Origin of the sequence: Shewanella sp. OMA3-2 (assembly GCF_021513195.1) — a bacterium.
GTDB lineage: Bacteria > Pseudomonadota > Gammaproteobacteria > Enterobacterales > Shewanellaceae > Shewanella.
On sequence record NZ_CP090974.1, the window covers coordinates 226393 to 250088 of the forward strand.

Genomic DNA, 23696 nt, shown 5'->3' on the forward strand with positions numbered 1-23696 from the left:
ATGCGATTGTAATTAATGACATCCAAGCTGACTGAAGTATCGACATCACCACAAGCCGCTTTGCCTAAACCCACTGTGACGAATAAGCGGACCCATAAAGTGTTTATTATCGGCCTACCGCGAACCGGCACGACGAGTGTGAGTGTGGCTTTGCTTGAACATGGCTTAACTGTGGCTCACCAGGCGTTTACTAAGCAGGCGTTTATGCTGGCCGATGTGGTGTCTGATGCGCCGTGTTTTAGTGATTATCAGCAACTTGATGCGCTATTTCCTGGCGCGCAATTTGTCTATTTAGACAGACCATTAGATAAATGGCTACCGTCGATGCAGATGTTATTAACCAAGATGATGCTGCATTTAGACAAAGACAATGGCCGTTTTCATCCGGTGATGAAGCGCAGTTTTAATCATTGTTTTGATATATGGCAGGTTGAAGATGTGCTTGATGAGGCACATTTAACAGGCTGTTATTTACGCCACCAGCAGCAAGTACACGACTACTTTGCAGGGCGGGATAACTTTATCAGTATTGATATTAGCCAAGCTAACAGTTTGCCAACCTTGCTGACCTTTTTAGACATAAAAGATGCCACAGCTATCGACTTCCCTATATTGAATGTGGGTCGCAACGTCGCCAGTTGGGATGAATATAAACACCCGAATAAAGTCAGTAGCAATGCAGCCGGTCCCGATAAGCGTAAGTTTTTTAACTACACCTTAAGCAAACCATAATAGTCATAGCTTAAGTCACTTCAGCTCAATGTATTATTCATCGGCATTTTTATGCGGTTTTCGCTTTACGATTCTCTTTGTCACCGTAAGCCAGTCTAAACTCACCCCTGATATGGCGCTAAAGCCCTTAATGCGGAATATCAGTTGTAAAAACTGTGGTCTTGGCCGAATTTTAGGTTCAATAGAGCGTGGAATAAACCACAGCGTAACCATACAGCGCATAACGGTAGACACAATAAACACCACAAATATTGGGCTAGACAACCATTGATTAAGTCCGGTAAATACTAGAAAGTCATTCGCGTATGTGGCAATAAACCCGCCGACCATGGCGCCCACAAACACAAAACCGGCACTTAATGATGCTTGTAATGCAGCATAGGTTGCAAAGTCACTGCGAAAAGGTCGTATGTCGTATAAGTAATTAGCGGTACAAAGGGTAAAGCCGCTCCAGGCTAAGCCTGAAAAAACTTGTAAGCCAATAATGTAGCCGTAATCATCAGAAAAAATCCACAGCAGTGGCAAACACGGGATCAAACAGCTAGTGATTATCATCACGATTCTGTTGCCATATAAGTCACTAAAGCGCCCCCAAAATCGTAAGGTAATAAATTGAGTGAAAATTGAAGCGACACTGGCAAACACAAATTCCAAATAGGTAAAATGTAAATCCTCTAGCATATACACTGCAAAAAATGGTGCTGATATGGCCACCATGCATTGCATACCAGCCACAAACAAACTGTATTGGCGGAAGACTTTATCTGCCCAAGCGCGGCGAAAGTTCACCAGCGTCTGGGTAAAATAGCCTTTTTCTTTCGCGCAGCAAGGTTCGGGGTCATGCATTTGCAATAATAGCCATGCTGATACTAAACGCCCCATAAAGGCGATTGAAAACAGTAAGCTAAATCCTAGCCAGGCCATTTGATAACTGTCGGTAAGACTTAAAATACCGCCGCCAACAAAAAAAACACTCAGTGAGGCTGCCATGGTTAATCTGGTGCGGGCAGCAAAAAATGCTCCTCGACGTTTGTCGGGCACGATTGCCCCCATCCACGCGCGCCAATGGGGCTGAATAAGATTAATAAAGCCGTGATATAACACAGCTAAGCCAATAAACATCCAGACCGCATTGTCAGGTCGAAGGGCGGCAACCAATCCCATTGCCAACACGACCAGCGCTTGTAATATGGCTGATACAACAATAAAAAATTTACGGCTAAAGTGACTGGCTAACCACACTGACAATAACTGCGACACCGCACCAAATAGCTGTGGCAGCCTGGTTACAAAACCCATTTGTCCCATGCTTGCGCCTAGAAATATGGCATAGGCATTAAAAAAGTTATCACTGGTGGCAGTCATGGTAGAAGACGCTATGGCTTCTTGCTGAGAGCGACGCAAAGTCCGTCGCAGCCACGACAATCTATCGCGACTACGTGAGCAAGGTTGATGAGTGTTTGGTGAATGCGCTGCTGCCATAAAATGTATTAATACATGCCCTTGATAAATTATTTCTATTATAAAAAGTAAATCATTACTGAATCGATTAACTTACCTTTTTATGCCAGCTTGATGCAACAAGGTTATGGTAACAAGGAATGATATCTGTAATGGCCGACGTCGGTCATTACCTTAATATGGCATAGAACAAGTGTTGTAAATCGAATAAGGAGGACGACTTACCTTACGAGTAGCGCTATCAATTTTGAAAGCATAGTATTGCTGAAATTATTATTTCTGTTAAAAAGTCTTGCTAACGTTCACCAGCAAGACCTTACTCAGGGGTCAGGAATCACATCAAACGATTTTCTGTCGTTCAAGTTAGAATCTGACTATCCAGTTTACTGTAAAATAAGCTAAATCTGTTTAATTTAGCTTATTGCATCTCATCACCCAAATAGAGCCTAGTTTACATAAATAATCGCTTAGGTGCTGCATGCATCAAAAAATGTTGATGTGATATGTTCCATGCATACGCTCCCGCATGGGTAAATACTAAGTAATCGCCCACAGCGAGCTTTTGTACATATTGCTGCTTGGCTAGCACATCTTTGGGGGTACACAATTGTCCCACAAGTGTCACCTGTTGATTATTCAGTGTTGGTGTATTTACGTCATTCAAAGTTGATGCCGTGGTCGAACTACACCCTTGCTTGTTCGCCGCCAACACATCTTGGTTGAGTATAAAAAAAGGATGATTATGGTCTTGCGCCGCTGGCGTTCTGAAATGATGGGTTCCACCATGACCAATTGCAAACCACTGGCCATGATTTTTTTTAATATCCAATACTTGCATCACATAGTACCCCATGGCAGCGGTAACAAAACGGCCACATTCGAACCTGATTTTCACCTTATTCATGTGCATCTTAGTGATTAGCTGCTCCAGTTCAATACAAAAACGTGACCAGTCAAATACCTGTTGTGGATCGGCATAATTAACCCCAATACCACCACCCACATTCAATAGCGATAAATTGAGATCGTACTGCTGGCACCAAGTGTTAAACGTCGAAAAATATAATGCCATCAATGCAAGATGACGATCAACATCCAGCTGGTGCGACATTAAATGGAAGTGAAAACCCACCAGTTCAACTAAAGGTTGGTTAGATAAGCGAGGTTGCTGACGTAATAAATCAATTGCGCTATCCAACTCACATACATCAATGCCAAATGGCGTCGGCTTGCCACCCATGGTCAGGCGGGTTTCTTCAATGCCCTCTAATGCGATATTCATCCGCAATAAAATACGGCAATGACGCTGCTTTTGCTGACACAGTAATAGTATCCGCCTAAGCTCAGTTAAACTCTCGACATGAATAGCATCAATATTAAGATCAATTGCTTGCGATAACTCTGACATCAGTTTCCCTGGGCCGCCAAAAATCAATGGCACCTGAGGCTGACACTCATGCAACCAGTTAAGTTCGCCGCCAGAGGCAGCTTCAAAACCTTGCACTATGGGCGCTAATGCCTCAAGCACTTCGGCTTCAGGATTAGCTTTAGCAGCATAATACAGCTCACAATTACTGGGTAGTGCGTTGACCATAGCACTCGCATGTGACTTAAGTTGTTGCAGATCATAAATATAAGCACATAAAGGGCTATGCGGATCTTGATCTGAGGTCAATGTCGAAATAGCAGAAATGATATTATCCACAGTAAGCTCCTGTCGGTGTCTGAGATGGCGTCTTGCCCGATGTGTTAATATTGACTGCACTGCGGTTTAATCTCATTGCCTCTGGTCTATTATTGCAATGACCCAGTGGACTCGCTAACTGGGTATAGCTAGATAATTTGTCAGCTTTCATAAACAGGCGTGTACTTAAATTATTTTTTGAAGGGATTCTATCCCCTTGCAGTAAGCCGACAAGCTCGGGTTGCAGCCCTTCAATTTGCTGCCATTGATGAATCACATTCGCCAGTATTTGCCACAGCTTCGCCTCTAAAACCTGATCTCCAGCCGCGAGATGAAACATGGCTTCGCTGACATTATTAATCAATCCACAATAAGCGACTCTGCTCCAACCTTGCTCTCGACTATAATAAACAGAACGCTTAGCTTCTCCAGACAGCCCTTGCAGCGAACTACTTGGCCAAAACTCAGGCACTAACTTCGTGCCCTCAAGATCCCTCAACCAGATAAAAGCAGGCAGGCCATTTTCAAACCCGATAACCGTATTTTGCAAGTGGGGTTCAAATGCGACACCTCGCTTAAAGAAGAAGTAAAATATTCCGGGTAACAGCACATCAATGTAGGCGCTGAACCACTGAATAACTGTCTGTTCATATTCTTGCTGCGTCCGTTTAGCTAATGCCATAATTTGCATTTCGCACACACTTTGCCCCCGATTATCCCAAGCAAATAATGCCCCAGCCATTAATGGCTTATAACGTTCTAACTGATGATCGGGTATGCCCTCTCGATAGAGAATACCAAAGCACTCTGACACCATAAGATGTTGTGCCTTATTCGCAGGAGTATCTTGGTCATCATTGAATAACCCGCTTAAATCTAGCGTGCTTGCGCCAGGTTCTGCCATCAAGGCAAAATTAGGACAATGTAAGTAAGCCTCATCAGCCACCGCCATTAGCACTCGACTTAGCGCTACCGCACTATCAAGTTCATACCAAGCATTTTTACGCACACAATTGGTTAAACGCACATGAATAGAGAACTTCATAAACTGATTAATATCAGGTAGGTAAGTAGTTCTTACTGACGAAGTTGGGTAAACTTGACTCCCCATTTGACCCAAGGGTTCTATTAACCCTGCGGTGATTGCTTTTTGCACTAAAGGCTGCGCTAGAATGGTGTTTACTTCCCATGGGTGACAAGGATAAAGGCACGCTCTATCTGGTTTAATTAACCCAATCCAATCCATAGGTTTCATGTCACTGCAGTGCAGTTGCTTCACTATGCTTGGGTCAACCTTAAACCAATACAGGGAAAAATTAGCCTGAATTTCCGGTGAGCATGCCAACATGTCATCAAATGCCACCCCATGCCGACTTTTAGGCGTTGGATGCATAGCATGGCCCCAAAGTAAGCTTTGTTCTGAGGCAATTAATCCCTGCGCACCAATGCTCATTGCCATATTGGTATTGACTCGACCACAGGTTTCAACGCGTTGCAAAAAGGCATTCGTCACATCAATACTGTTACCTATTTGATCTAACAACTCATGGTTAAAGGCGCTATTGGTGATTTTAGCTAAGTGATTAAGCAACAACTCAGTTAAATGACTTACACTGCTTAACTGCCAAAAAGAGCCCGTTTTTTTCAAATACAACTGGCTTGAAAAACGAATTCTACCCAGCAAGCTCACTCTATCGGCTACCACTAATAGAACAGCATTCGATTCAGGCAACCTAATACGTACTTTTTGCCGATTGCGCGGTAAACTTTGAGACAAAGAGAGCGGACAATCTGGATGAGTGTCATTTAAATCCACCTCATTTCGCACAATTGCAAACTCTCGTAAGTAGCAATTCAGTAAGCAGCCTATCGCATTCGCTTCCGCCTGCTGCTGATACACTTGCTGGCTATATTTATTGCCACCTTGTTTCACTTCATTTTTGGATTGAATAAGCATTTTGTTTTACCTCCTTGTAAGAAAATATCAGTACCAATAAAGCGCAGCCACAACTCAAACCAGCCAGCAGAAATGGAAATGCTAATCCCATTGTTTGCGTGACACCGCTGGCACTTAACCCTGCGATTACCCCCGCCCATTTGCCCCACGCATCGAAACGCCCGAAATAGAGTCCAGCACTACTGTGTTCAATACTCTGACTTACCAGCAAGTGTAAACCATTAAAAATCAGTACCATACCAAATCCAAACAGCACCCTCAGCAAGCCTAATCCACTGCTATCATGCAATAGATACTGCCCTAAACACGCAAGCCCAAGCAGCACGAGTCCGAATTGAGTTTGATACTTAGCTGATAAGGTTAATGATTTGATATTAAAAGCAAATAACAAATAAATAAGATGCGGCAGACTATAATAGAAACCACTTAATGCATCTCCAGTAATGCCAAGTTGCTCGCTGTAAGGTAAAAAGTAGGGAAAGGTAACCACCATGGCAAAGCAAAAGAAAAACTGCAGCCAAAGTATTTTAGAAAAGTCATTTTTTTGCACCATTACTGGTGGTTTGCCGACAGTGGGACTTATCTCACTATTTAATACCTTGTTGCCCGCAGTACTATTCACAGCCTCATCCTTTGGTAAGCCAAGGCAGATAATAAAGGCAAACAAGGGCAACAATGCCAACACCTTATAAATAACTAATGGGTCATCTATATGAGTAAACAAACCTAAGATAATCGGCGCGCTCACTAACGCAAGTCTTGCCGAACTTTGGGTAAGATTAAGATTATTCGCTAACGCCTTACCTTGATAAAAGCGGCTCAAGTAGGCATTAGATGCAGCAAGTGTCCCACCGCTAATGCCCTGCACGACTAACCCTAATGCAAATAAGGGCACTGAATCGGCAAAACCTGATAGCAAAAAACCCAACACCAAACCAATTTGGGCCCGTAAAAGTGAGGTTTTTTTACCGTATTTATCGGCAAATCGTCCCCACCATGGCGCCGATAACGCGATGCAGATAGTGGGCACAATAAACATCATCCCCACTAAATATCCCGATTCATTTACGCCTAAACTGGCTAACATACGCGGCAGAAAAAGCGGCATACCTAAAGCGGTGAATGCGGTCAAAAAATGACAAAATAGCACGACATAAATCACTCTCATGCTACAACCTCTGCCTGAGTTACCTTGTCATCACATTGCTGCTCAAGCTCGAATTTATCTAACGAAGTAAGTAGAAAATTCGGCGCACTGTGACCATAGAACTTATTAACGTCACTGGCACCTGATTCAGTCTTACTCAATAAACTGCCAGAGCAAAGCAGGTACTTCACGGGCAATTTAGCCTGAGTTAACAGGTAATGATGCGCATAGCGGGTATTTATGCCCTCCTGCTGCAACAACTCAAGCTCGTTAATTATGCTATGTCTGAGTTGCTGGTAAAGCTGTTGTGCGCTTGCCATTCCTGCACCAGCAATGGCTTCTATTATCGCTGCTATATCTAGCTGCAAAGTGATGGTGGTAAACATTTGCGCTAAGGCTTCATCATCATTAACCAGCATTCTGCGGTCGATAAGTTTAGCGACACTATTGTTAATCAATTCCGACTTAGGCAGGCTCGCCTCATAACGCTTAGCCAATAACCTTGCCGAATCATTGTCTTTCATCACCAAAGACAGACCTGAATCTTGCTGGTAAGCCAAAATAGCATTCTGCTGATTTGACTCTAAAGCAATACCGTATTTAAGCCATAACCTTAGATGCACCTTTAGCATTAGATCGATATACTCATTTAGCCAAACATCCCATTGACCTTGATAGTATTTATCCGCCAAGTGCACTAAATATAAGCGTCCATCGGGCATAGGGCTGGCAAGCGCGGCGACGGGTACTAGCTGTTTATTTTGCATGCTTAGTGGATAACGGCGCACAATATAAGCAAACAGTTTATTGTCACCTAAATGCCCACCGTGCTGTTCATCAACATGTTGCATACGCGCACCTAATATTTCATCCCGTTGTGCTAATGCGGTGAGTGCTCGTTCAAACCAGTGTCCGTCATATAAGGTACTTGGCTTAATAGAGCGAATATTTTTCGCACCTAAAGTTGCCATCAATAGTGGCACCTTAATATGTATACCAGGAGCCTTAACCACAGCTAATGTTCGCACCGATAAACTGGCTTGTACGCTAACAGCCGACTTTGGCGCCAGAATCACTCCTTCAGGCAGCACACCTAAACTGACCGTAGTCAACGGATGCAATGGAAATAAATTGTGGCTATGATGAAGCAACTCATCTAAGCCAACTTCCGCCATACTTGGCCAACAGTCAGGCACAGCTGAGGTGATAGTGGCTAACTCTTTTGGAATGGCAAGCCAGTTCAGTTCAAAATAGGCTGCAAATTCAGGTGCATATAGTTTTAGCGCCTCAGCATCAAAACCGACTTTAGCCCGTGCGGTTGGATAATAAGGATGGTCTAAATACGATGCGACTTGATCACTAAACAACATATTTTGATGCCAATTCTTCTGCTCACACAATGGAGTGCTTAAGGCCTTTTTTTGCTGCTCAAATGCTTGCTTACACAGCTCCCGATGGGATACTGCGCAATGGGCTTCTTGAATGTAATTCATAAATAAACTGTTATTTTCAGCCGGTAAGCAAGAGGCTAATTCGGTCAACCATGCTTGATAACCTTGTTGGTAAAACACCGTATTATCTTTGTCCTTGGGGACATTACTGATCCAAGCATAGGATATTGCTCGCCACGTTTGCATGTAATGGCTGGCGGCAATAGGCACGTACATAACTCGATGGCTCAAATGGCTCACTTTAAGCCAAGCTTGCGGTTTGACATTGGGCCAGTGCACACTCAAGGCGGCAGGAAGGGCTGCAATAACCTCTCCTTTAGTCATAAGGTCACACACATTTTCTCGCAGACAGGCATCAATAATGCGTTGGCTAATGTATTCTTCAGAGGTCAACATTAATTAAACTCCCATTTTAAATCATGGGATAACCGCTCAGCTTTGGCCTCTAAACTTACTGAATCCATTCCCCAAAGTGTTAGCACACCAAGATAATCTTTATTAGAGTGGCTCAATTGAATTTGATCACCTATCGCCTTAATTGGCAGATATCGTATTTGATGATCCTCATGATTGGCCGATAACGATACAGGGCAAACACTGATACACCCTTCTTCTTGTGCGGGAAAATAACGAATTAATGCATCACTCGTCTGTATATCTAACTTAGGTAAACTGTGACTGGCATGTACTTGTAAAATGGTTTCAAACCAATTAAAACTCAGTAAGTCATTGAGTAAAAACTCACGGCCGTCGCCTATGCTCCGATAGTTAACCTCAACCAAAATAGGCCCTGAGTTGGTTAAAATAAACTCGCTATGACATACGCCAAAGTTGATCCCTAAAGCTGTAATTTGCGCCAAAGCTTGTTGACGATACTCTGTACAAATCGGTCCATTCCAACTGGCTGCCGTCTCAATAAAATAGGGCGGCGCAGACAAAGAAACATCAAATCCCCCTATTGGATATAATCTCTGACCATCACCTAGTGTTTCTAGGGTAAACAATGGGCCTTCTAAATAGGACTCGAGTAAAATCACATCATCTGAATGACGACATTTAACGGCATAACGCTCCAGTTCTTCCAAGTTATGACATAAGGTCACGTCCATGCTGGCGACACCTTCTCGCGGCTTAGCAACCAAAGGAAAAGGCATGTTACTGGGTAAAACATCTCCTACACGCCAACTAAAAGTCCATACACTGGGTAAACCAAGTGCTAATAACTTAGCCCGCATCGCCGCTTTATTTTTAGCCTGATAGCACAGCCGCCAGTCCTTTGCCGCACAATCAAAGTATTCAGCCACTATTGCTGTCGAAGTCTGTAAGTGATCGCTATTAGAAAAAACTACCTCAGGCAAAATCGCTAAGGTATGTAAGCAGCTAATTATTGCCAGTGGGTTAAATACATCACATTCGATAATATGATCGGGGCAATACTCTTTAGCGGCAAAATACTGCTTATGCGCTAAGCCATGATCGGTCAGTAACCAGACCTCATAACCCAAGTTATGTGCCGCAGGAATAAAACCTTCTACCACCGCCCGATTTTCTACATGTGTCATCAAAACCAATTTAGGTTTCATAATCTATATCCCTATAATCACCAAAAACATCAACTACATTTGTTTATTTATTACGCGTTAATAACAATATTCCTTTATCCGCTTTACGGTCATATAAGGAAATATTACAACAACCCACATAATGTAAATGATAATCATTACTATTTAAATAAAATTTACATGTAAAAAATCGTCGCCACAAAAATTGCGCTATCTCTGATAACTACTGGAAATATAGGTTAAATATGTAATCTTATTGGTGAATAACGTGGTGGAAGTGTCAGCTAAAAGTAATAAATCACTTGACCAAACAAACGCTAATACGAATAATTATCAAAATCAATACGGATGATTTACTTATTATGCTTGCGATTAGCTCACTGAAATTAAAATTAGCCCAACAACAAGCCATTTTTGGAATATTAAACTCTGTTCCTTCCCCCGTGATCTGCGAAATGTTTGCTTATGCAGGATTTGATTTTGCCATTCTAGATACTGAGCATGTATTGGTTTGCGATGCCACCTTAGCCCATTGTATTCGCGCAGCCGATTGCTCTGGGCTGCCTTTGTTAGTGAGAGTGCCCGACGATAACCCTGCCACTATAGGCAAAATGCTTGATGCGGGCGCAGCAGGTATTGTCGTTTCACGCGTATCTAGCCTAGATATGGCAAAAAATATCATTGCGGCAGCTAAATACCCACCTTTGGGCCAGCGCGGTATTTCCGGCGGCCGAAATACCGGCTTTGGCACTTTGCCCCTGCAGGATTACATCCATCGGGCTAATCGAGAGGTGTTAGTTTGCCTGATGATCGAATGCCAACAGGGTATGGCCGCTTTACCTGAAATAGTCAAACTTGACCAAGTAGATATGATTATTGAAGGTGCATTAGATCTCAGCCTCTCACTAGGACATGGCACACAGGTTAGCCATGCTGATGTCCAAGCTCACATACATCAAATGGCTCAACTGTGCCAAGCCAGCAAGATTACATTTTGTGCCATCCCTCGCTCTGCCGAACAACAAGCTCATTGGCACCAACATGGCGTCAAAGCATTTTTGATGGGTGAAGATCGAGGAATCATCTTTAAAACATTTAAAAACCAACTTGAAACATTAAAACAGACCAAATGAAACATAGGAAATATGCATGTTAACTGAAAAATCCAGATTTACTTTAACCACTATTGCTGTGGCAATTACCGCAAGCCTAGCAAGCTCATCTGCATGGGCTGACAAAAGTAACACGGGATCTAAGCCTGAAGTCATTGTGGTAACAGGCAGCTTGCTCGGCAACTCTGAGGTGGCCGACTTGAAAACCTATACGGGTAACCGCTCAATTATTACTTCTGAGCAACTAGATCGCACCGCGGCAAGGTCAATCGACACCGCATTACAACAGGTGCCTGGTATAAAGATTAAAGATGAAACGGGTACAGGCGTTTTACCTAACATATCTGTGCGAGGGTTAGACAGCAGCCGCAGTGGTTACGCACAGGTTTTACTCGACGGGATCCCAATGACACTGGCGCCATATGGTCATACTGGTCAATCATTGTTTCCAGCAACGTTATTTATGATAGACAGAATTGATGTGGCACGCGGTGGTGCATCAATTCAGTATGGGCCAAACAACGTCGGTGGCGTTATCAACCTGATCTCAAAGCCCATTCCAACTGAATGGGAAACCACGCTTAATGAGCGCATAACCTTTTTTGGTGACAGTCATAACCTATTTGACACCAACATTGGCACTGGCGGTGCCGTTAATGAAGATTTCTCGATGCGTTTTGATGGCAACATCACTAAAGGGGAATCCTTTCGTGAACATTCAGAAACCGACATTAAAAATCTGATGTTAAAGACGGTATGGAATATTGATGAGCAAAACAGTTTAGATGCGACACTGCAATATTATGATGCTTTTTCTGAGCTACCGGGAGCATTAAACACCCCAGCTTATGAAGCTGATCGTCAACAGTCTTTGCGCCTTAATGATGAGTTTAATGCCGATACTAAGCGGGTGTCATTAAAGTATAGCCACGTGCTCGATAACTCAGACGTTATCGACTATGGCGAGATTGACCTTAAAGTATTTGGTAATAAAAGTTCACGTAATTTTCAGTGGGACTTTTATGACGCACGTAAAGACACCGACGGCAATTTAGGTACTAGCTGGAGCGACACCACCCAAGAAGCCACTCACCTGCGTAACTCACCACGCGATTTTGCCATATTAGGGATAGAACCCACTGCAAGTGTGTTAATTGATGGCAATATCAGTCAACATATTATTGCAGGAGCCCGTTATATTAACGAAGATATTAGCTACCAACTTAATCATATAGACAAATCAACTCAAGCGGCTACTCGCCCAAGAGACTGGCAAATGGACACCAATGCCATGGCCTATTATGTAAGTAATAAAATAGGCTTTTTTGACGATGCATTAGCGCTAACACCCGGGCTACGATATGAAGATGTCCGTATGACCTTCACCAATGTCGGCCAAAATTATAGTCAGGATAACCATGTTACCGAATGGCTTCCTGGTATCACCTTAGGCTATGAGTTTAGCGCCAATTGGTTTGCCTACACCAATGCTCAGCGCTCATTAAGAACACCACAAATTGCGCAATTATGGCCTAAGGACCAAACCTTAGAGTCAGAACTGTCTTGGAACTATGAAGCCGGTGCCCGCTTTACCCCAACGGAACGCAGTAACTTAACGATTGCAACGTACCGTATCGATTTTGAAAATAAAGTCGAATACGACCGAAATATCAGCATGTTTGTTAATATTGGCCAAACCCGTAACCAAGGTATTGAACTAGAGGGGACTTACTCACCCATGTCATTGCCTGATCTTGTGCTAACTGGCGCCTACAACTATTTAGATACCGAACAACTTGATGGTGAGTTTGCCGGCAATGAACTGCCTTATGTGTCTAAACATCAACTGTCAGCCAGTGCTTTATATAGCATCCAGGATATTGATTTAGGGTTAATGGCGTTTTATTACAGCAAGTCATTTGCCGACCTTGCAAACACAGTAGAAGAAGATATATCAGGCGTGTCTGGTCAAGTTCCAGCTTACACTGTGGTTAATTTTAATATTGGCACAGAGCTGTTTAAACAAAATAATCAGTGCTTAAAAGTAGGATTATCAGTCAATAACTTATTTGATAATGAATACTATTTTAGAGGTTTAGATGTGGCTCCTGCAGGACGAGTACCTGCTGCAGGGCGCTCACTCAGTTTAGATGTGGGTTATACCTTTTAATACAACAGGCCTAATTGCTAACGGTTAAAACATAAAAGCCCTACTGGTGTCCACCAGCAGGGCTTTTTGATAAATAACGCTATATTTACGCTTTTTTGGCTGAGATTGCCGCTTTGACTTGATTAATCGCTGTACCACCCAGTACGTCACGTTTTTCTAAACACGCTTCAATCGTTAAATTTGGATAGACATCATCGCTAATCACCTTAGCAAATTTTTGTAGCTCAGCCACACTTAACGCTTCAATCGGCTTTTGCTGACTAATGGCAAATACCACCACTTCGCCAACCACATGATGCGCTTCACGGAACGGCATGCCTTTAGCCACAAGATAATCAGCTAGCTCAGTTGCGTTAGCATAACCCTGCTGAGCTGCGACTAACGCTTGTGGGCGATTAACTTTTAAGCCTGACAACACTAATGCGGCCATATCTAGGCAAATTGCCCAGCTGTCGACCACGTCAAACAAGCCTTCTTTATCTTCTTGCATGTCTTTGTTGTACGCCAATGGTAAGGCTTTCATTGTGGTGAGAATACCCACTAAACTGCCATACACACGACCCGTTTTGCCACGAATTAACTCTAATGCATCTGGGTTTTTCTTTTGTGGCATTAATGACGAACCAGAAGTCACTTCATCCGCTAACGAGATAAAATTAGCTTCGCCAGAATTAAAGAAAATTAAGTCTTCGGCCATACGGCTTAAATGCATCATGCTGATCGATGCGGCGCTACACAATTCCACTACGTGGTCGCGATCAGACACGCTGTCTAAACTGTTCAAGGTTGGACGAGCAAAGTTTAGTGCTGATGCTAATGCGTGACGATCTATCGGATAAGCCGTACCTGCCAGTGCACCCGAACCGAGTGGACAAGAATCGGCTCGGCCTAATGCATCTTGTAGGCGACTAATATCACGTTCATACATTTCTACATAAGCTAGCGCCCAGTGGCCGAAAGTCACTGGTTGTGCACGTTGTAAATGGGTATAACCTGGCATAACTGCATCAACTTCACGCTCGGCTAATGCGATTAACTCTGCATGTAATGTGCCTAAACGGGCCAGTAATGCTGCACCTTCTTTTTTGCACCACAGCTTTAAATCGGTGGCAACTTGATCATTACGTGAACGGCCTGTATGCAGTTTTTTACCTAAATCACCCACTTTAGCAATCAGTTTTTGTTCAACAAAACTGTGAATATCTTCTGCGCCGTTACTGATAATAGCTTGCGGATCATTGCCCACTTCTAGAAGCAATTCATTTAACGCCGCTTTTAAATCTATGCACTCTTGTGCGGTAATAATCCCAACGCTAGCAATGGCATCAGCCCAAGCGATTGAGCCGACAACGTCTTGTTCAAATAAGCGGTAGTCGACTGGCAATGAGTCATTAAATAATTTGAAAAGTGCACTGGTTTCGCCCTGAAATCTTCCGCCCCATAACGCCATGTCGGTATCCTCTTTTTTTGCTATTTAATTAAGTCGATTAGATCAATATTTGCTTCTTGTAAGCACTCTTTATTCACTCTTGAAGCATTCTTTTATTCAAGCAGAAAAGTGATTACAAGAAGGGCGCTTTACAGCGCCCTTTTTAGATTGCTTAATGTTTACTTCGTGTTTAGCGCGCGAATACGGCTAGCTAAAGAATATAAACGAATAAAGCCTTCTGCGTGTTTTTGGTCATACACGTCATCTTCACCAAAAGTAGCAAAAGCTTCTGAGTACAAGCTATTTGGTGAACGTTTTTTAACTGGAGTGGCTTGGCCTTTGTAAAGCTTGATCACCACATCACCATTAACTGATTCAGCTAGCGACTCAGATGCAGCAATTAGTGACTTACATAAAGGCGTAAACCAACGACCGTCATAGACTAAATGCGACATTTGGGCTGCTATCTGCTCACGCCAAGTACGGCTGGTTTTATCTAGCACTAACTCTTCAATAGCACGCAAACCAGCAAACATCACTGTACCGCCGGGTGTTTCATAACAACCACGTGACTTCATACCCACTAAGCGGTTTTCAGTAATGTCGATACGACCCACACCGTGTTTACCAGCAATGTCGTTTAATTTCATTAATGCAGCATAAGGCGTTAATGCTTGATCATTTACATGGGTAATACGGCCATTTTTAACCGCTAAAGATACGTATTCAGGCTCATTTGGCGCATCTTCTGGAGCAGCGGTTAACGTCCACACGCCTTTTGATGGCTCGTTCCACGGGTCTTCTAACTCACCGCCTTCATGGGAAATATGCCAAGCATTAGCATCACGGCTATAAATTTTAGTGGCTGATGCTGTGGTTTGAATTTTACGCTCTGCTAAGTAATCAAGTAGATCTTCACGGCTACGCATTTCCCATTCACGCCAAGGGGCAATCACTTTTAAATCGGGTGCTAGGGCAGCAAAACACCCTTCAAAGCGGACCTGGTCATTACCTTTACCAGTACAGCCATGACATACGGCGTCAGCGCCAACTTTACGGGCAATTTCAACCTGTGCTTTGGCAATAATGGGACGCGCCATTGAAGTACCTAACAAGTAAGTACCTTCATAAATTGCACCAGTAGCAATGGTTGGGTAAATATAATCAGCAACAAACTCTTCTTTTAGATCAACTATATAGCATTCAGATGCACCTGAAGCGATGGCTTTTTCGTGTAAGCCTACTAGTTCTTCCTCGCCTTGACCTACGTCGGCACAAAAGGCGACGATTTCACAATCATCATAGGTTTCTTTTAACCACGGGATGATGGCTGAGGTATCTAACCCGCCTGAATAAGCGAGGACGACTTTTTTAACGCCGGTTTTTTTCACTGCACTAGACATGTTTTTTTCCCTAGAATCAATTACGTATATTTTTATAGATGAATAACGCCACCAGCACTACTCACTTAATTATTTCACTTATTTAAAATGCGACTAGCTTAGAATACGACTAACTTAATAAGGTTACCAATACTGCATTTTGGGCATGCATACGGTTTTCTGCTTGATCTAAAATTAATGAGCCTTTGCCATCAATCACTTCATCAGTTACCTCCACACCACGATGGGCTGGCAAGCAATGCATAAAGTATTTTGCCCCAGCTTTAGCCATTAACTCAGCATTAACCTGATATGGACTGAAGCGTTCTTTAATTTCAGCTAAAGACGTTTCATCACCCATTGAAATCCAAGTGTCAGTATAAATGGCATCATGGCCTTCAATTTGATTAATATCTGCTGACAATGTCAGTTTTCCGCCATTTTGTTCAGCTAAGGCTTGTGCCTCCATAACCACCAATGCATCAGGGAAATACCCTTCAGGACAAATCACTGTCATGGTTAAGCCTAAAATAGCCGCACCATATATTAATGAATGAGTGACATTATTGCCATCACCCACATAGGCTAACCTCGCCTGACTAATATCATCAAACTGCTCAGATAACGACAAAAAGTCAGCTAACGCCTGACATGGGTGATATAAATCAGATAACGCATTTATTACCGGTACACTGCCGTATTGAGCGAGTTTTTCTATTGTGCTATGCAGATATGTTCTAGCAACAATAGCGTCGGCCCAACATGAAATATTAGTGGCAAAATCCGCCACTGATTCTCGTTCACCTAAAGCACCGTTTTGTTGGTCAAGATATAAACAATGACCGCCTAACTTGTTAATGCCAATATCGAAGCTTACTCGGGTACGCAGTGATGGCTTTTCAAATAACATCACAACGCTTTTACCATCTAAGGCGCGACGGTACTCAGCAGGATTGGCTTTAATTTTTTTAGCTAACGCTAAAATATCCAGTAACTGAGTTTGAGATAACTCTTTTATCGACAATAGGTGCTTCATAAACTACTCCATTAAGGCTGTATTTGGGTCCCGATAGACCCGCCTTGTGCTAATGTTTTTAACTGTTCAGTATCTTGCCAAGAAGCGACTAAAACAGGCTTGCCCATCCATTGAGCCACTTCTAAAGCAGCTTCAACTTTGACTTTCATGCCTTTTTCAATCACGCCTTCAGCGATTAGGGTATCTATCTGACTTTTATTTAAACTTTTAATCACTTGCTTGTTAGCGTCCCACACGCCTGATACATCAGATAACAGCACTAAGGTACCGTTAACGAGTTTGGCTAATGCGGTGGCAGCTTGATCAGCATTAACATTAAGCATTTGACCGGCATCTGAAATGGCAATAGAGCTACAAATTGGCAGCCAGCCCTGCTGTAAAATGAAATTCAAATAGCTAGCGTCGTTCGGAGTAACTTCACCCACTAGGCCCAAACGCTCATCTTTAATGTTAGCTTTAACCACGTTTCCGTCGCCCAAGCTCATGCCGACACTCACTACACCCGCTTTGGCTGCTGCAGCCTGTAAGGTTTTGTTTGATGTGCCTGCTAATGCGCCGACCACAATGCCGATTTGATCCGCTGGGGTAACACGTAAACCGTCAAGCTTGATAATCTCTTTACCGTTTGCCGTTAATTGCTCATCCACTAAGCAGCCGCCGCCGTGAACTAAAATAATTTTTTGTCCTGCGGCGGTCATGTCTTTAATTGCTGACATTAGATTTGCCATGCCAGTGTCAGTTTGCAGTAATGCGCCGCCTACTTTTAGTACTAAAACAGAATTAGTTGTCATTTTTGTTATCCTTGTTTTATGTAGCTGTTAAACGCCGAAGTGGATCTTGATGCACTGTAAGCCTTGGCTTGCTGCACCTTTCATTAGATTGTCAATTGCGCTGGCAACCACTAAATAACCACTGTTTTCGTCATATTTCCACCCTAAATGACAGTTTGGTGTGAGTACCACATCGTCCACTTTAGGGAATTGATTGTGCTTAACGGTCACTATCGGTGAGCTGTCATAAACGCTATAAGCTTTAGCAACATCCGCCTCTGTTGTACCAGGCTTTAATTGCACGGTAATTGTGGCCAAAATACCCCGTTTAAAATTACCTAAATGCGGGGTAAATATCACTTCTTGACCTAACTGCGTAGCAATTTCAGGCTGATGTCTGTGACCTAACACACCATAAGGTGTTAGGCTGACTTCACAAAAACTGGTATGTAAATGTGCTTTACGTCCTGCACCAGTAACACCACTCACTGCATTTATCACTGGATAAGCATCTGTCAGAAATGGCTTTAACGGTTTTAGTGCGGTTAATGATGCTGTTGGGTAACACCCAGGCACAGCAATCATTTTAGTTTGCTTAATTTGCTCACTATTCCATTCTGCTAACCCATAAACGGCATCTGCTAGTACATCAGGATGAGTGTGTTCAAAGCCATACCACTTAGGGTATTGAGCTACATCGGCAAAACGATAAGCACCACTTAAATCAAATACGGCTAAGCCTTTTTTATAAAACTCAGCCGCTAATTCCAAACTAATTGAATGTTCTGTCGCCAATACCACGGCATCAGCTTCAGCAATAATTGTTGCTTTCGCCTTGTCTGTTAATGGTTCAAGCACATAAGACATATGACTATAAGTTGGGTAAAGATCTGCTAGCTTACGCCCTTTATCTAAACTACCCTCAGACACATACAGCCCCTGAACAGATAAATTAGCATCAGCATTTATCAAAGACGTAATTTGTGCACCTGTGTAACCACTGGCACCAATAATTGCGATATTTTTCATTATGTTGTTGTCTTTTGTTGTCATAAGTGGAAGTGTTAGCATAGTACATTTAGACGGGGGACGTCTAATCTAGAACTATCGTCGCAGGAAGTTCTTACTGATTATTGGTATATTGGATTTAACAGTAAAGTTACACATATTTATTATCATTTCTTACATTCTAGTTGTAGTGCCTTATTCATCTGTTTGCTAGACTAGCACACAATAATTTTTATGCAATATTATTGAATAAGTATTTTAATAATTTCAGACATAGGACAACTAATGAGCACACTTCCTGACCTAAAAAGCGCTTTTACACAGCTAATTGGCACACCATCTATCAGTGCGCTTGAACCAGAACAAGATATGAGTAACCATGCAGTTATCACCTTGTTACAACAATGGTTCAGCGAGCTAGGTTTTAGCTGCGAAACCCCAACGGTTGCAGACTCGCGCAATAAACAAAACCTCATTGCCCGCATTGGCCAAGGGGAAGGCGGCTTACTATTAGCTGGCCACACTGATACCGTACCTTTTGATGAAGGTCGCTGGAGTCAAAGCCCGTTTGAGTTAATTGAAAAAGATAATCGCTGGTACGGTCTAGGCACCTGTGACATGAAAGGTTTTTTTGCCCTGGTACTTGAAGCGTTAAAAGACATGCCATTAGCAGACTTTAAGCGTCCACTGACTATTTTTGCCAGTGCCGATGAAGAAACCACTATGAGTGGCGCAAAAGCATTTGCCGATTCAAAAGTCATTGCACCTGACTATGCAGTAATAGGTGAGCCCACCAGCTTAAAACCTGTGTATATGCATAAAGGTCACTTAGCACAAGGTATACGTGTTATTGGTCGCAGTGGTCATTCATCTGACCCCGCCCGCGGATTAAATGCCATTGAAGTGATGCATAAAGTCATGGGGCAATTATTAAAACTTAAACAGCATTTAAGTGAAAACTATCGCGAAGACGCTTTTACCGTTCCCTACCCTACAATGAATTTTGGCCATATCCATGGTGGCGATGCAGCTAACCGCATTTGTGGTTGCTGTGATTTACACTTAGATATTCGTCCTTTACCGGGAATGGAATTGGCCGATCTTGAACTCATGGTATTGAATTATTTAAGTGATATCAGTAAAGAATACCCTGGCAGTATTAGTGTGAGCACTTTATACCCTGGTGCTGAGTCATTCGCTGGCAAAGCGGACAACCCATGGACAAAGCTGGTTGCTGAATTGTCAGGCCATGAAGCTGAAGTAGTTAACTACTCAACCGAAGCGCCTTATATCAACAAACTAGGCTGTCAAACACTGGTATTGGGACCAGGAAGTATTAACCAAGCCCACCAGCCAGATGAGTTTATCGGCTTAGAATATCTTACGCCTACTGTAGAACTGATCAAAAAAATGATTTATCACGCATGTATTAAGTAATTTTTAACCAAAAAAGCCTTAAAACCGCCTTTGCTGAAATTTTTTAACGAAATAAAATTACCAAACGCGGTGTTTGTGTATTGACCGAATACTGTACGATGGTTATTGTGATAGATAAGTAGTGCAAGTTTAACCTAGTTTACTTTGGAGTATGTATGGCAGAGCAAGTGGCAGATATGTATGCCTCACTGAGATCGAATGTGGGACATTTAGGCCAAATTTTAGGTGAAACAATGCAAAGCCATCTTGGTGATGCGTTTCTTGAGAAAGTAGAACAAATTCGAATTCTTGCTAAACAGGCACGTAAAGGCGATGAATCCTCTCGCGAGCAAATGTTAGCATTACTGACCTCACTTCCAGATGAAGAATTAGTCCCGTTTGCCAAAGCATTTAACCAATTTTTAAACCTGGCAAACATTGCCGAGCAATACCACACAATTAGCCGTAACTGTGATGAATTAGTCTGTGTACCCGATCCTGTAGAGCAACTACTTGGACGTATTCTTAACACTGACTTAGATGAAAATGATGTGATTAATTGCTTAAAGCAATTAGAAATCGACTTAGTACTTACCGCTCACCCAACTGAAATATCACGCCGTACTTTAATTCAAAAATACGCTGCGGTTGTTGATTGTTTAACAGACCAAGAAAACAGCCAGCTGTCAGATCGTGAGCGCAACCAGAACAACTTACGTTTACGCCAATTAATTGCCCAAATTTGGCATACCAATGAAATTCGTAGCGAACGCCCAACACCTGTAGACGAAGCTCGTTGGGGCTTAAGCACGATTGAAACCTCTTTATGGCAGGCTATTCCTGACTTTCTACGTCAATTAAATGATCAAGTCGAGCAGCGCACAGGTAAAGAATTACCAATTAATATCGCCCTGGTTCGCTTTTCTAGCTGGATGGGCGGCGATCGTGATGGCAACCCATTTGTGACCCACAAAGTCACCCAGGAAGTATTAGACCGAAATCGTCATGCTGCTGCGCGTCTGTACTTAAAAGATATTGTCGCTTTAGTCGGTGAATTATCTATGGAGCAAGCAACGCCTGAACTGCTTGCGCTAACGAATAACAGCAATGAGCCATACCGTGACGTACTTCGTCAATTACGTTGTAAACTGCGTAAAACCATAGATTACTTAAATATTCGAATTGAAGGCCGTTTTCCCGATGTTGATACCAGTGAACTCATATGGCAACAGGCGGATCTGCAAGCACCATTAGAACTGCTTTATAACAGTTTATGCGACAGCGGCATGAAGCTGATTGCTAATGGATTACTGCTTGATATTTTACGCCGCCTAGCCAGCTTTGGGATTCATATGCTGCGCCTGGATATTCGTCAAGATTCAACTCGTCACAGCGATGTGATTGCCGAGTTAACCCGTTATTTAGGTTTAGGTGATTACAATCACTGGGATGAAAACGAAAAACAAGCATTCTTACTGCGCGAGCTCACTAATCGTCGCCCATTAATGCCTGCTAATTGGCAGCCAAGCGAAGATGTGGCTGAAGTGATCAAGACCTGCGAATTGATTGCTAGGCAGCCTAAAGAATCTTTGGGCTCATATGTTATTTCGATGGCGGGTAAACCATCAGATGTGTTGACTGTGTTATTGCTATTGAAAGAAACCGGTTGCAGTCATCCAATGCGCGTTGTGCCGTTATTTGAAACCTTAGAAGACTTAACCAATGCCGCTAGCTGTATAAAGTCTTTATTAGATATCGATTGGTATCGTGGTTACACCAAAGGCATGCAAGAAGTAATGATTGGCTATTCTGACTCAGCGAAAGATGCTGGTGTAATGGCCGCAGCCTGGGCGCAATATCGTGCACAGGAGCAGTTAGTTGCAGTATGTAACAAAGCCAACGTTAAACTGATGTTATTCCACGGCCGTGGTGGTTCTATCGGACGTGGAGGCGGGCCTGCTCACAAAGCGATTCTATCTCAACCGCCTGGTTCAGTAGATGGCCGTATCCGCGTCACCGAACAAGGCGAGATGATCCGCTTTAAATTTGGTTTACCCAAATTAGCGGTACAAAGTTTAGCGCTTTATACCTCAGCCGTGATGGAAGCGACATTATTACCGCCTCCTGAGCCGAAAAAAGCCTGGCGCGATTGTATGCAGCGCATTGCAGAAGAGTCGGTGTTACATTACCGCGGTATCGTGCGTGAAGAAAAAGACTTTGTGCCTTATTTCCGTTCAGCCACACCAGAAGTTGAACTGGGTAAATTACCATTAGGTAGCCGTCCAGCTAAACGTAAAGTCGATGGCGGCATCGAAAGTTTACGCGCTATTCCGTGGATTTTTGCTTGGTCACAAAACCGCTTAATGCTACCCGCTTGGTTAGGTGCAGGTGAAGCCCTAAATGCCGCGATTCAGCGTGATGAGCTAACATTGCTGCGTGAAATGGAAGCCGAGTGGCCATTTTTCGAAACCCGTATCTCTATGTTAGAGATGGTTTACATGAAAGCAGAGCCAAACCTTGCGCGCTATTATGAGAAGTGTTTAGTTAAACCTGAATTACATCATTTAGGTGAGAAATTACGACAAAGATTACAACTGGGCATTGATACCGTATTGTCATTAACCGAGTCAGATCAGTTAATGTCGCATACTCCCTGGAACCGTGAATCAGTTAAACTTCGCAATCCTTACATTGATCCATTAAACTTCCTGCAAACCGAGCTATTAGCCCGTACACGTAAAGAAGTAGAGCCTTCTGCACATGTACAATTGGCGCTAATGCTTACTATCGCGGGCGTTGCCGCAGGCATGAGAAACACGGGTTAATGAAAACACTAAAGCTGATTTTTGTCAGTGTCTTACTGCTACTGACTGGATGCGCCAGTCAGTACAGTATTACTGAAAATGAGATAGAAAATTACCTTAATAATGAGATGCACTTTGAGGTAAAACAAGGTAACCAAATTATTGGTATTAATTTGGTGCTGAACGATATGCAAGTCAGCTTAGGTGACAAGCCTAATATTATGGGATTAACGGCTACCACTCTGGTGCGTATTCGTAATCCGTTAATGCCAATTAGCGCTAAGCTTAAAACCACATTTGAAGCACAGCCTTGGTATGACGCTGCCACCAAAAGTATTTATTTACGCAATTTGAACTTAGTCAATGTCCGTGCCGAGCCGGCTGATTTTGAGCAAGCACTAACAGCCATTACTCCACAGGTAATGGGCTTCTTGCGTGGATTTCTAGAAAGTCAGCCCGTTTATACACTTGATGTCAATGATTCGAATCAAGCATTAATGGCTAAAATGACCAAAGAGCTCGCGGTTCAAAAAGGTAAATTAGTGGTTAAGTTTTAACACCACACACTATTATCA

Annotated in this window: 17 protein-coding genes; 6 read left to right on the plus strand and 11 right to left on the minus strand. The window is 42.9% G+C overall.

Features of this window, described 5'->3' with window-relative positions:
* Positions 1 to 15: 15 nt before the first annotated feature.
* Positions 16 to 732: a sulfotransferase gene (locus L0B17_RS01020; RefSeq protein WP_235086987.1), complete on the plus strand. Its 717-nt coding sequence runs from the start codon at positions 16 to 18 to the stop codon at positions 730 to 732.
* A gap of 33 nt (positions 733 to 765) precedes the next feature.
* Here the strand turns inward: L0B17_RS01020 and L0B17_RS01025 are convergent, their stop codons facing one another.
* The 6 genes from L0B17_RS01025 to L0B17_RS01050 all read right to left on the minus strand — a co-directional run bounded on the left by L0B17_RS01025 (position 766) and on the right by L0B17_RS01050 (position 10015).
* A complete protein-coding gene (locus tag L0B17_RS01025; RefSeq protein ID WP_235086988.1) occupies positions 766 to 2214 on the minus strand; it encodes an MFS transporter in 1449 nt (482 codons plus the stop codon).
* Positions 2215 to 2644: 430 nt separating this feature from the next.
* Positions 2645 to 3898: a type III PLP-dependent enzyme gene (locus L0B17_RS01030; RefSeq protein ID WP_235086989.1), complete on the minus strand. Its 1254-nt coding sequence runs from the start codon at positions 3896 to 3898 to the stop codon at positions 2645 to 2647.
* The gene (locus L0B17_RS01035) at positions 3891 to 5834 is read right to left on the minus strand and encodes an IucA/IucC family protein (protein ID WP_235086990.1); all 1944 of its coding nucleotides are present in this window, start codon (positions 5832 to 5834) and stop codon (positions 3891 to 3893) included. Before L0B17_RS01035 ends, L0B17_RS01030 begins: the two co-directional genes overlap by 8 nt.
* Complete coding sequence (locus L0B17_RS01040; RefSeq protein ID WP_235086991.1) at positions 5812 to 7002, minus strand: MFS transporter; 1191 nt, start codon at positions 7000 to 7002, stop codon at positions 5812 to 5814. Before L0B17_RS01040 ends, L0B17_RS01035 begins: the two co-directional genes overlap by 23 nt.
* Positions 6999 to 8828 carry an IucA/IucC family protein gene (locus L0B17_RS01045; RefSeq protein ID WP_235086992.1) on the minus strand — a complete coding sequence of 610 codons (1830 nt, stop codon included), beginning with the start codon at positions 8826 to 8828 and terminating at the stop codon, positions 6999 to 7001. Before L0B17_RS01045 ends, L0B17_RS01040 begins: the two co-directional genes overlap by 4 nt.
* On the minus strand, positions 8828 to 10015 hold the full coding sequence (locus tag L0B17_RS01050; RefSeq protein ID WP_235086993.1) for an ATP-grasp domain-containing protein: 1188 nt from the start codon (positions 10013 to 10015) through the stop codon (positions 8828 to 8830). Before L0B17_RS01050 ends, L0B17_RS01045 begins: the two co-directional genes overlap by 1 nt.
* Positions 10016 to 10356: 341 nt before the next feature.
* Between L0B17_RS01050 and L0B17_RS01055 the strand changes: the two genes are divergently transcribed.
* Together L0B17_RS01055 and L0B17_RS01060 are read left to right on the plus strand one after the other, a co-directional pair.
* Positions 10357 to 11127 (plus strand): HpcH/HpaI aldolase family protein, encoded by a 771-nt coding sequence (locus tag L0B17_RS01055; protein ID WP_235086994.1) that lies wholly within the window; start codon positions 10357 to 10359, stop codon positions 11125 to 11127.
* Positions 11128 to 11143: 16 nt separating this feature from the next.
* Positions 11144 to 13276: a TonB-dependent receptor family protein gene (locus tag L0B17_RS01060; protein WP_235086995.1), complete on the plus strand. Its 2133-nt coding sequence runs from the start codon at positions 11144 to 11146 to the stop codon at positions 13274 to 13276.
* Positions 13277 to 13361: 85 nt separating this feature from the next.
* Here the strand turns inward: L0B17_RS01060 and argH are convergent, their stop codons facing one another.
* The 5 genes from argH to argC all read right to left on the minus strand — a co-directional run bounded on the left by argH (position 13362) and on the right by argC (position 18922).
* Positions 13362 to 14726 carry an argininosuccinate lyase gene (gene argH / locus L0B17_RS01065; protein WP_235086996.1) on the minus strand — a complete coding sequence of 455 codons (1365 nt, stop codon included), beginning with the start codon at positions 14724 to 14726 and terminating at the stop codon, positions 13362 to 13364.
* A gap of 158 nt (positions 14727 to 14884) precedes the next feature.
* The gene (locus tag L0B17_RS01070) at positions 14885 to 16108 is read right to left on the minus strand and encodes an argininosuccinate synthase (RefSeq protein ID WP_235086997.1); all 1224 of its coding nucleotides are present in this window, start codon (positions 16106 to 16108) and stop codon (positions 14885 to 14887) included.
* A 109-nt stretch (positions 16109 to 16217) separates the two neighbouring features.
* Positions 16218 to 17123 carry an ornithine carbamoyltransferase gene (locus L0B17_RS01075; RefSeq protein WP_235086998.1) on the minus strand — a complete coding sequence of 302 codons (906 nt, stop codon included), beginning with the start codon at positions 17121 to 17123 and terminating at the stop codon, positions 16218 to 16220.
* Between the two features lie 11 nt (positions 17124 to 17134).
* A complete protein-coding gene (argB, locus tag L0B17_RS01080) occupies positions 17135 to 17914 on the minus strand; it encodes an acetylglutamate kinase (RefSeq protein WP_235086999.1) in 780 nt (259 codons plus the stop codon).
* A 27-nt stretch (positions 17915 to 17941) separates the two neighbouring features.
* On the minus strand, positions 17942 to 18922 hold the full coding sequence (gene argC, locus L0B17_RS01085; protein WP_235087001.1) for an N-acetyl-gamma-glutamyl-phosphate reductase: 981 nt from the start codon (positions 18920 to 18922) through the stop codon (positions 17942 to 17944).
* 264 nt (positions 18923 to 19186) lie between these two features.
* Here argC and argE point away from each other — a divergent pair, with 264 nt between their 5' ends.
* The 3 genes from argE to L0B17_RS01100 all read left to right on the plus strand — a co-directional run bounded on the left by argE (position 19187) and on the right by L0B17_RS01100 (position 23678).
* Positions 19187 to 20338, plus strand: coding sequence for an acetylornithine deacetylase (gene argE / locus L0B17_RS01090; RefSeq protein ID WP_235087003.1), 1152 nt, complete (start codon positions 19187 to 19189; stop codon positions 20336 to 20338).
* A gap of 155 nt (positions 20339 to 20493) precedes the next feature.
* A complete protein-coding gene (gene ppc / locus L0B17_RS01095; protein WP_235087004.1) occupies positions 20494 to 23142 on the plus strand; it encodes a phosphoenolpyruvate carboxylase in 2649 nt (882 codons plus the stop codon).
* Positions 23142 to 23678: a DUF1439 domain-containing protein gene (locus tag L0B17_RS01100; RefSeq protein WP_235087006.1), complete on the plus strand. Its 537-nt coding sequence runs from the start codon at positions 23142 to 23144 to the stop codon at positions 23676 to 23678. Before ppc ends, L0B17_RS01100 begins: the two co-directional genes overlap by 1 nt.
* Positions 23679 to 23696: the final 18 nt, after the last annotated feature.

What these genes read in the sequence shown, in the direction of transcription:
- argE (WP_235087003.1), top strand. Translation starts at nt 19,187, where the DNA reads ATGAGCACACTTCCTGACCTAAAAAGCGCTTTTACACAGCTAATTGGC.
- L0B17_RS01055 (WP_235086994.1), top strand. Translation starts at nt 10,357, where the DNA reads ATGCTTGCGATTAGCTCACTGAAATTAAAATTAGCCCAACAACAAGCC.
- L0B17_RS01040 (WP_235086991.1), bottom strand. Translation starts at nt 7,002, where the DNA reads ATGAGAGTGATTTATGTCGTGCTATTTTGTCATTTTTTGACCGCATTC.
- L0B17_RS01060 (WP_235086995.1), top strand. Translation starts at nt 11,144, where the DNA reads ATGTTAACTGAAAAATCCAGATTTACTTTAACCACTATTGCTGTGGCA.
- L0B17_RS01050 (WP_235086993.1), bottom strand. Translation starts at nt 10,015, where the DNA reads ATGAAACCTAAATTGGTTTTGATGACACATGTAGAAAATCGGGCGGTG.
- argH (WP_235086996.1), bottom strand. Translation starts at nt 14,726, where the DNA reads ATGGCGTTATGGGGCGGAAGATTTCAGGGCGAAACCAGTGCACTTTTC.
- argC (WP_235087001.1), bottom strand. Translation starts at nt 18,922, where the DNA reads ATGAAAAATATCGCAATTATTGGTGCCAGTGGTTACACAGGTGCACAA.
- L0B17_RS01045 (WP_235086992.1), bottom strand. Translation starts at nt 8,828, where the DNA reads ATGTTGACCTCTGAAGAATACATTAGCCAACGCATTATTGATGCCTGT.
- L0B17_RS01035 (WP_235086990.1), bottom strand. Translation starts at nt 5,834, where the DNA reads ATGCTTATTCAATCCAAAAATGAAGTGAAACAAGGTGGCAATAAATAT.
- L0B17_RS01075 (WP_235086998.1), bottom strand. Translation starts at nt 17,123, where the DNA reads ATGAAGCACCTATTGTCGATAAAAGAGTTATCTCAAACTCAGTTACTG.
- argB (WP_235086999.1), bottom strand. Translation starts at nt 17,914, where the DNA reads ATGACAACTAATTCTGTTTTAGTACTAAAAGTAGGCGGCGCATTACTG.
- L0B17_RS01070 (WP_235086997.1), bottom strand. Translation starts at nt 16,108, where the DNA reads ATGTCTAGTGCAGTGAAAAAAACCGGCGTTAAAAAAGTCGTCCTCGCT.
- L0B17_RS01100 (WP_235087006.1), top strand. Translation starts at nt 23,142, where the DNA reads ATGAAAACACTAAAGCTGATTTTTGTCAGTGTCTTACTGCTACTGACT.
- L0B17_RS01020 (WP_235086987.1), top strand. Translation starts at nt 16, where the DNA reads ATGACATCCAAGCTGACTGAAGTATCGACATCACCACAAGCCGCTTTG.
- L0B17_RS01025 (WP_235086988.1), bottom strand. Translation starts at nt 2,214, where the DNA reads ATGGCAGCAGCGCATTCACCAAACACTCATCAACCTTGCTCACGTAGT.
- ppc (WP_235087004.1), top strand. Translation starts at nt 20,494, where the DNA reads ATGGCAGAGCAAGTGGCAGATATGTATGCCTCACTGAGATCGAATGTG.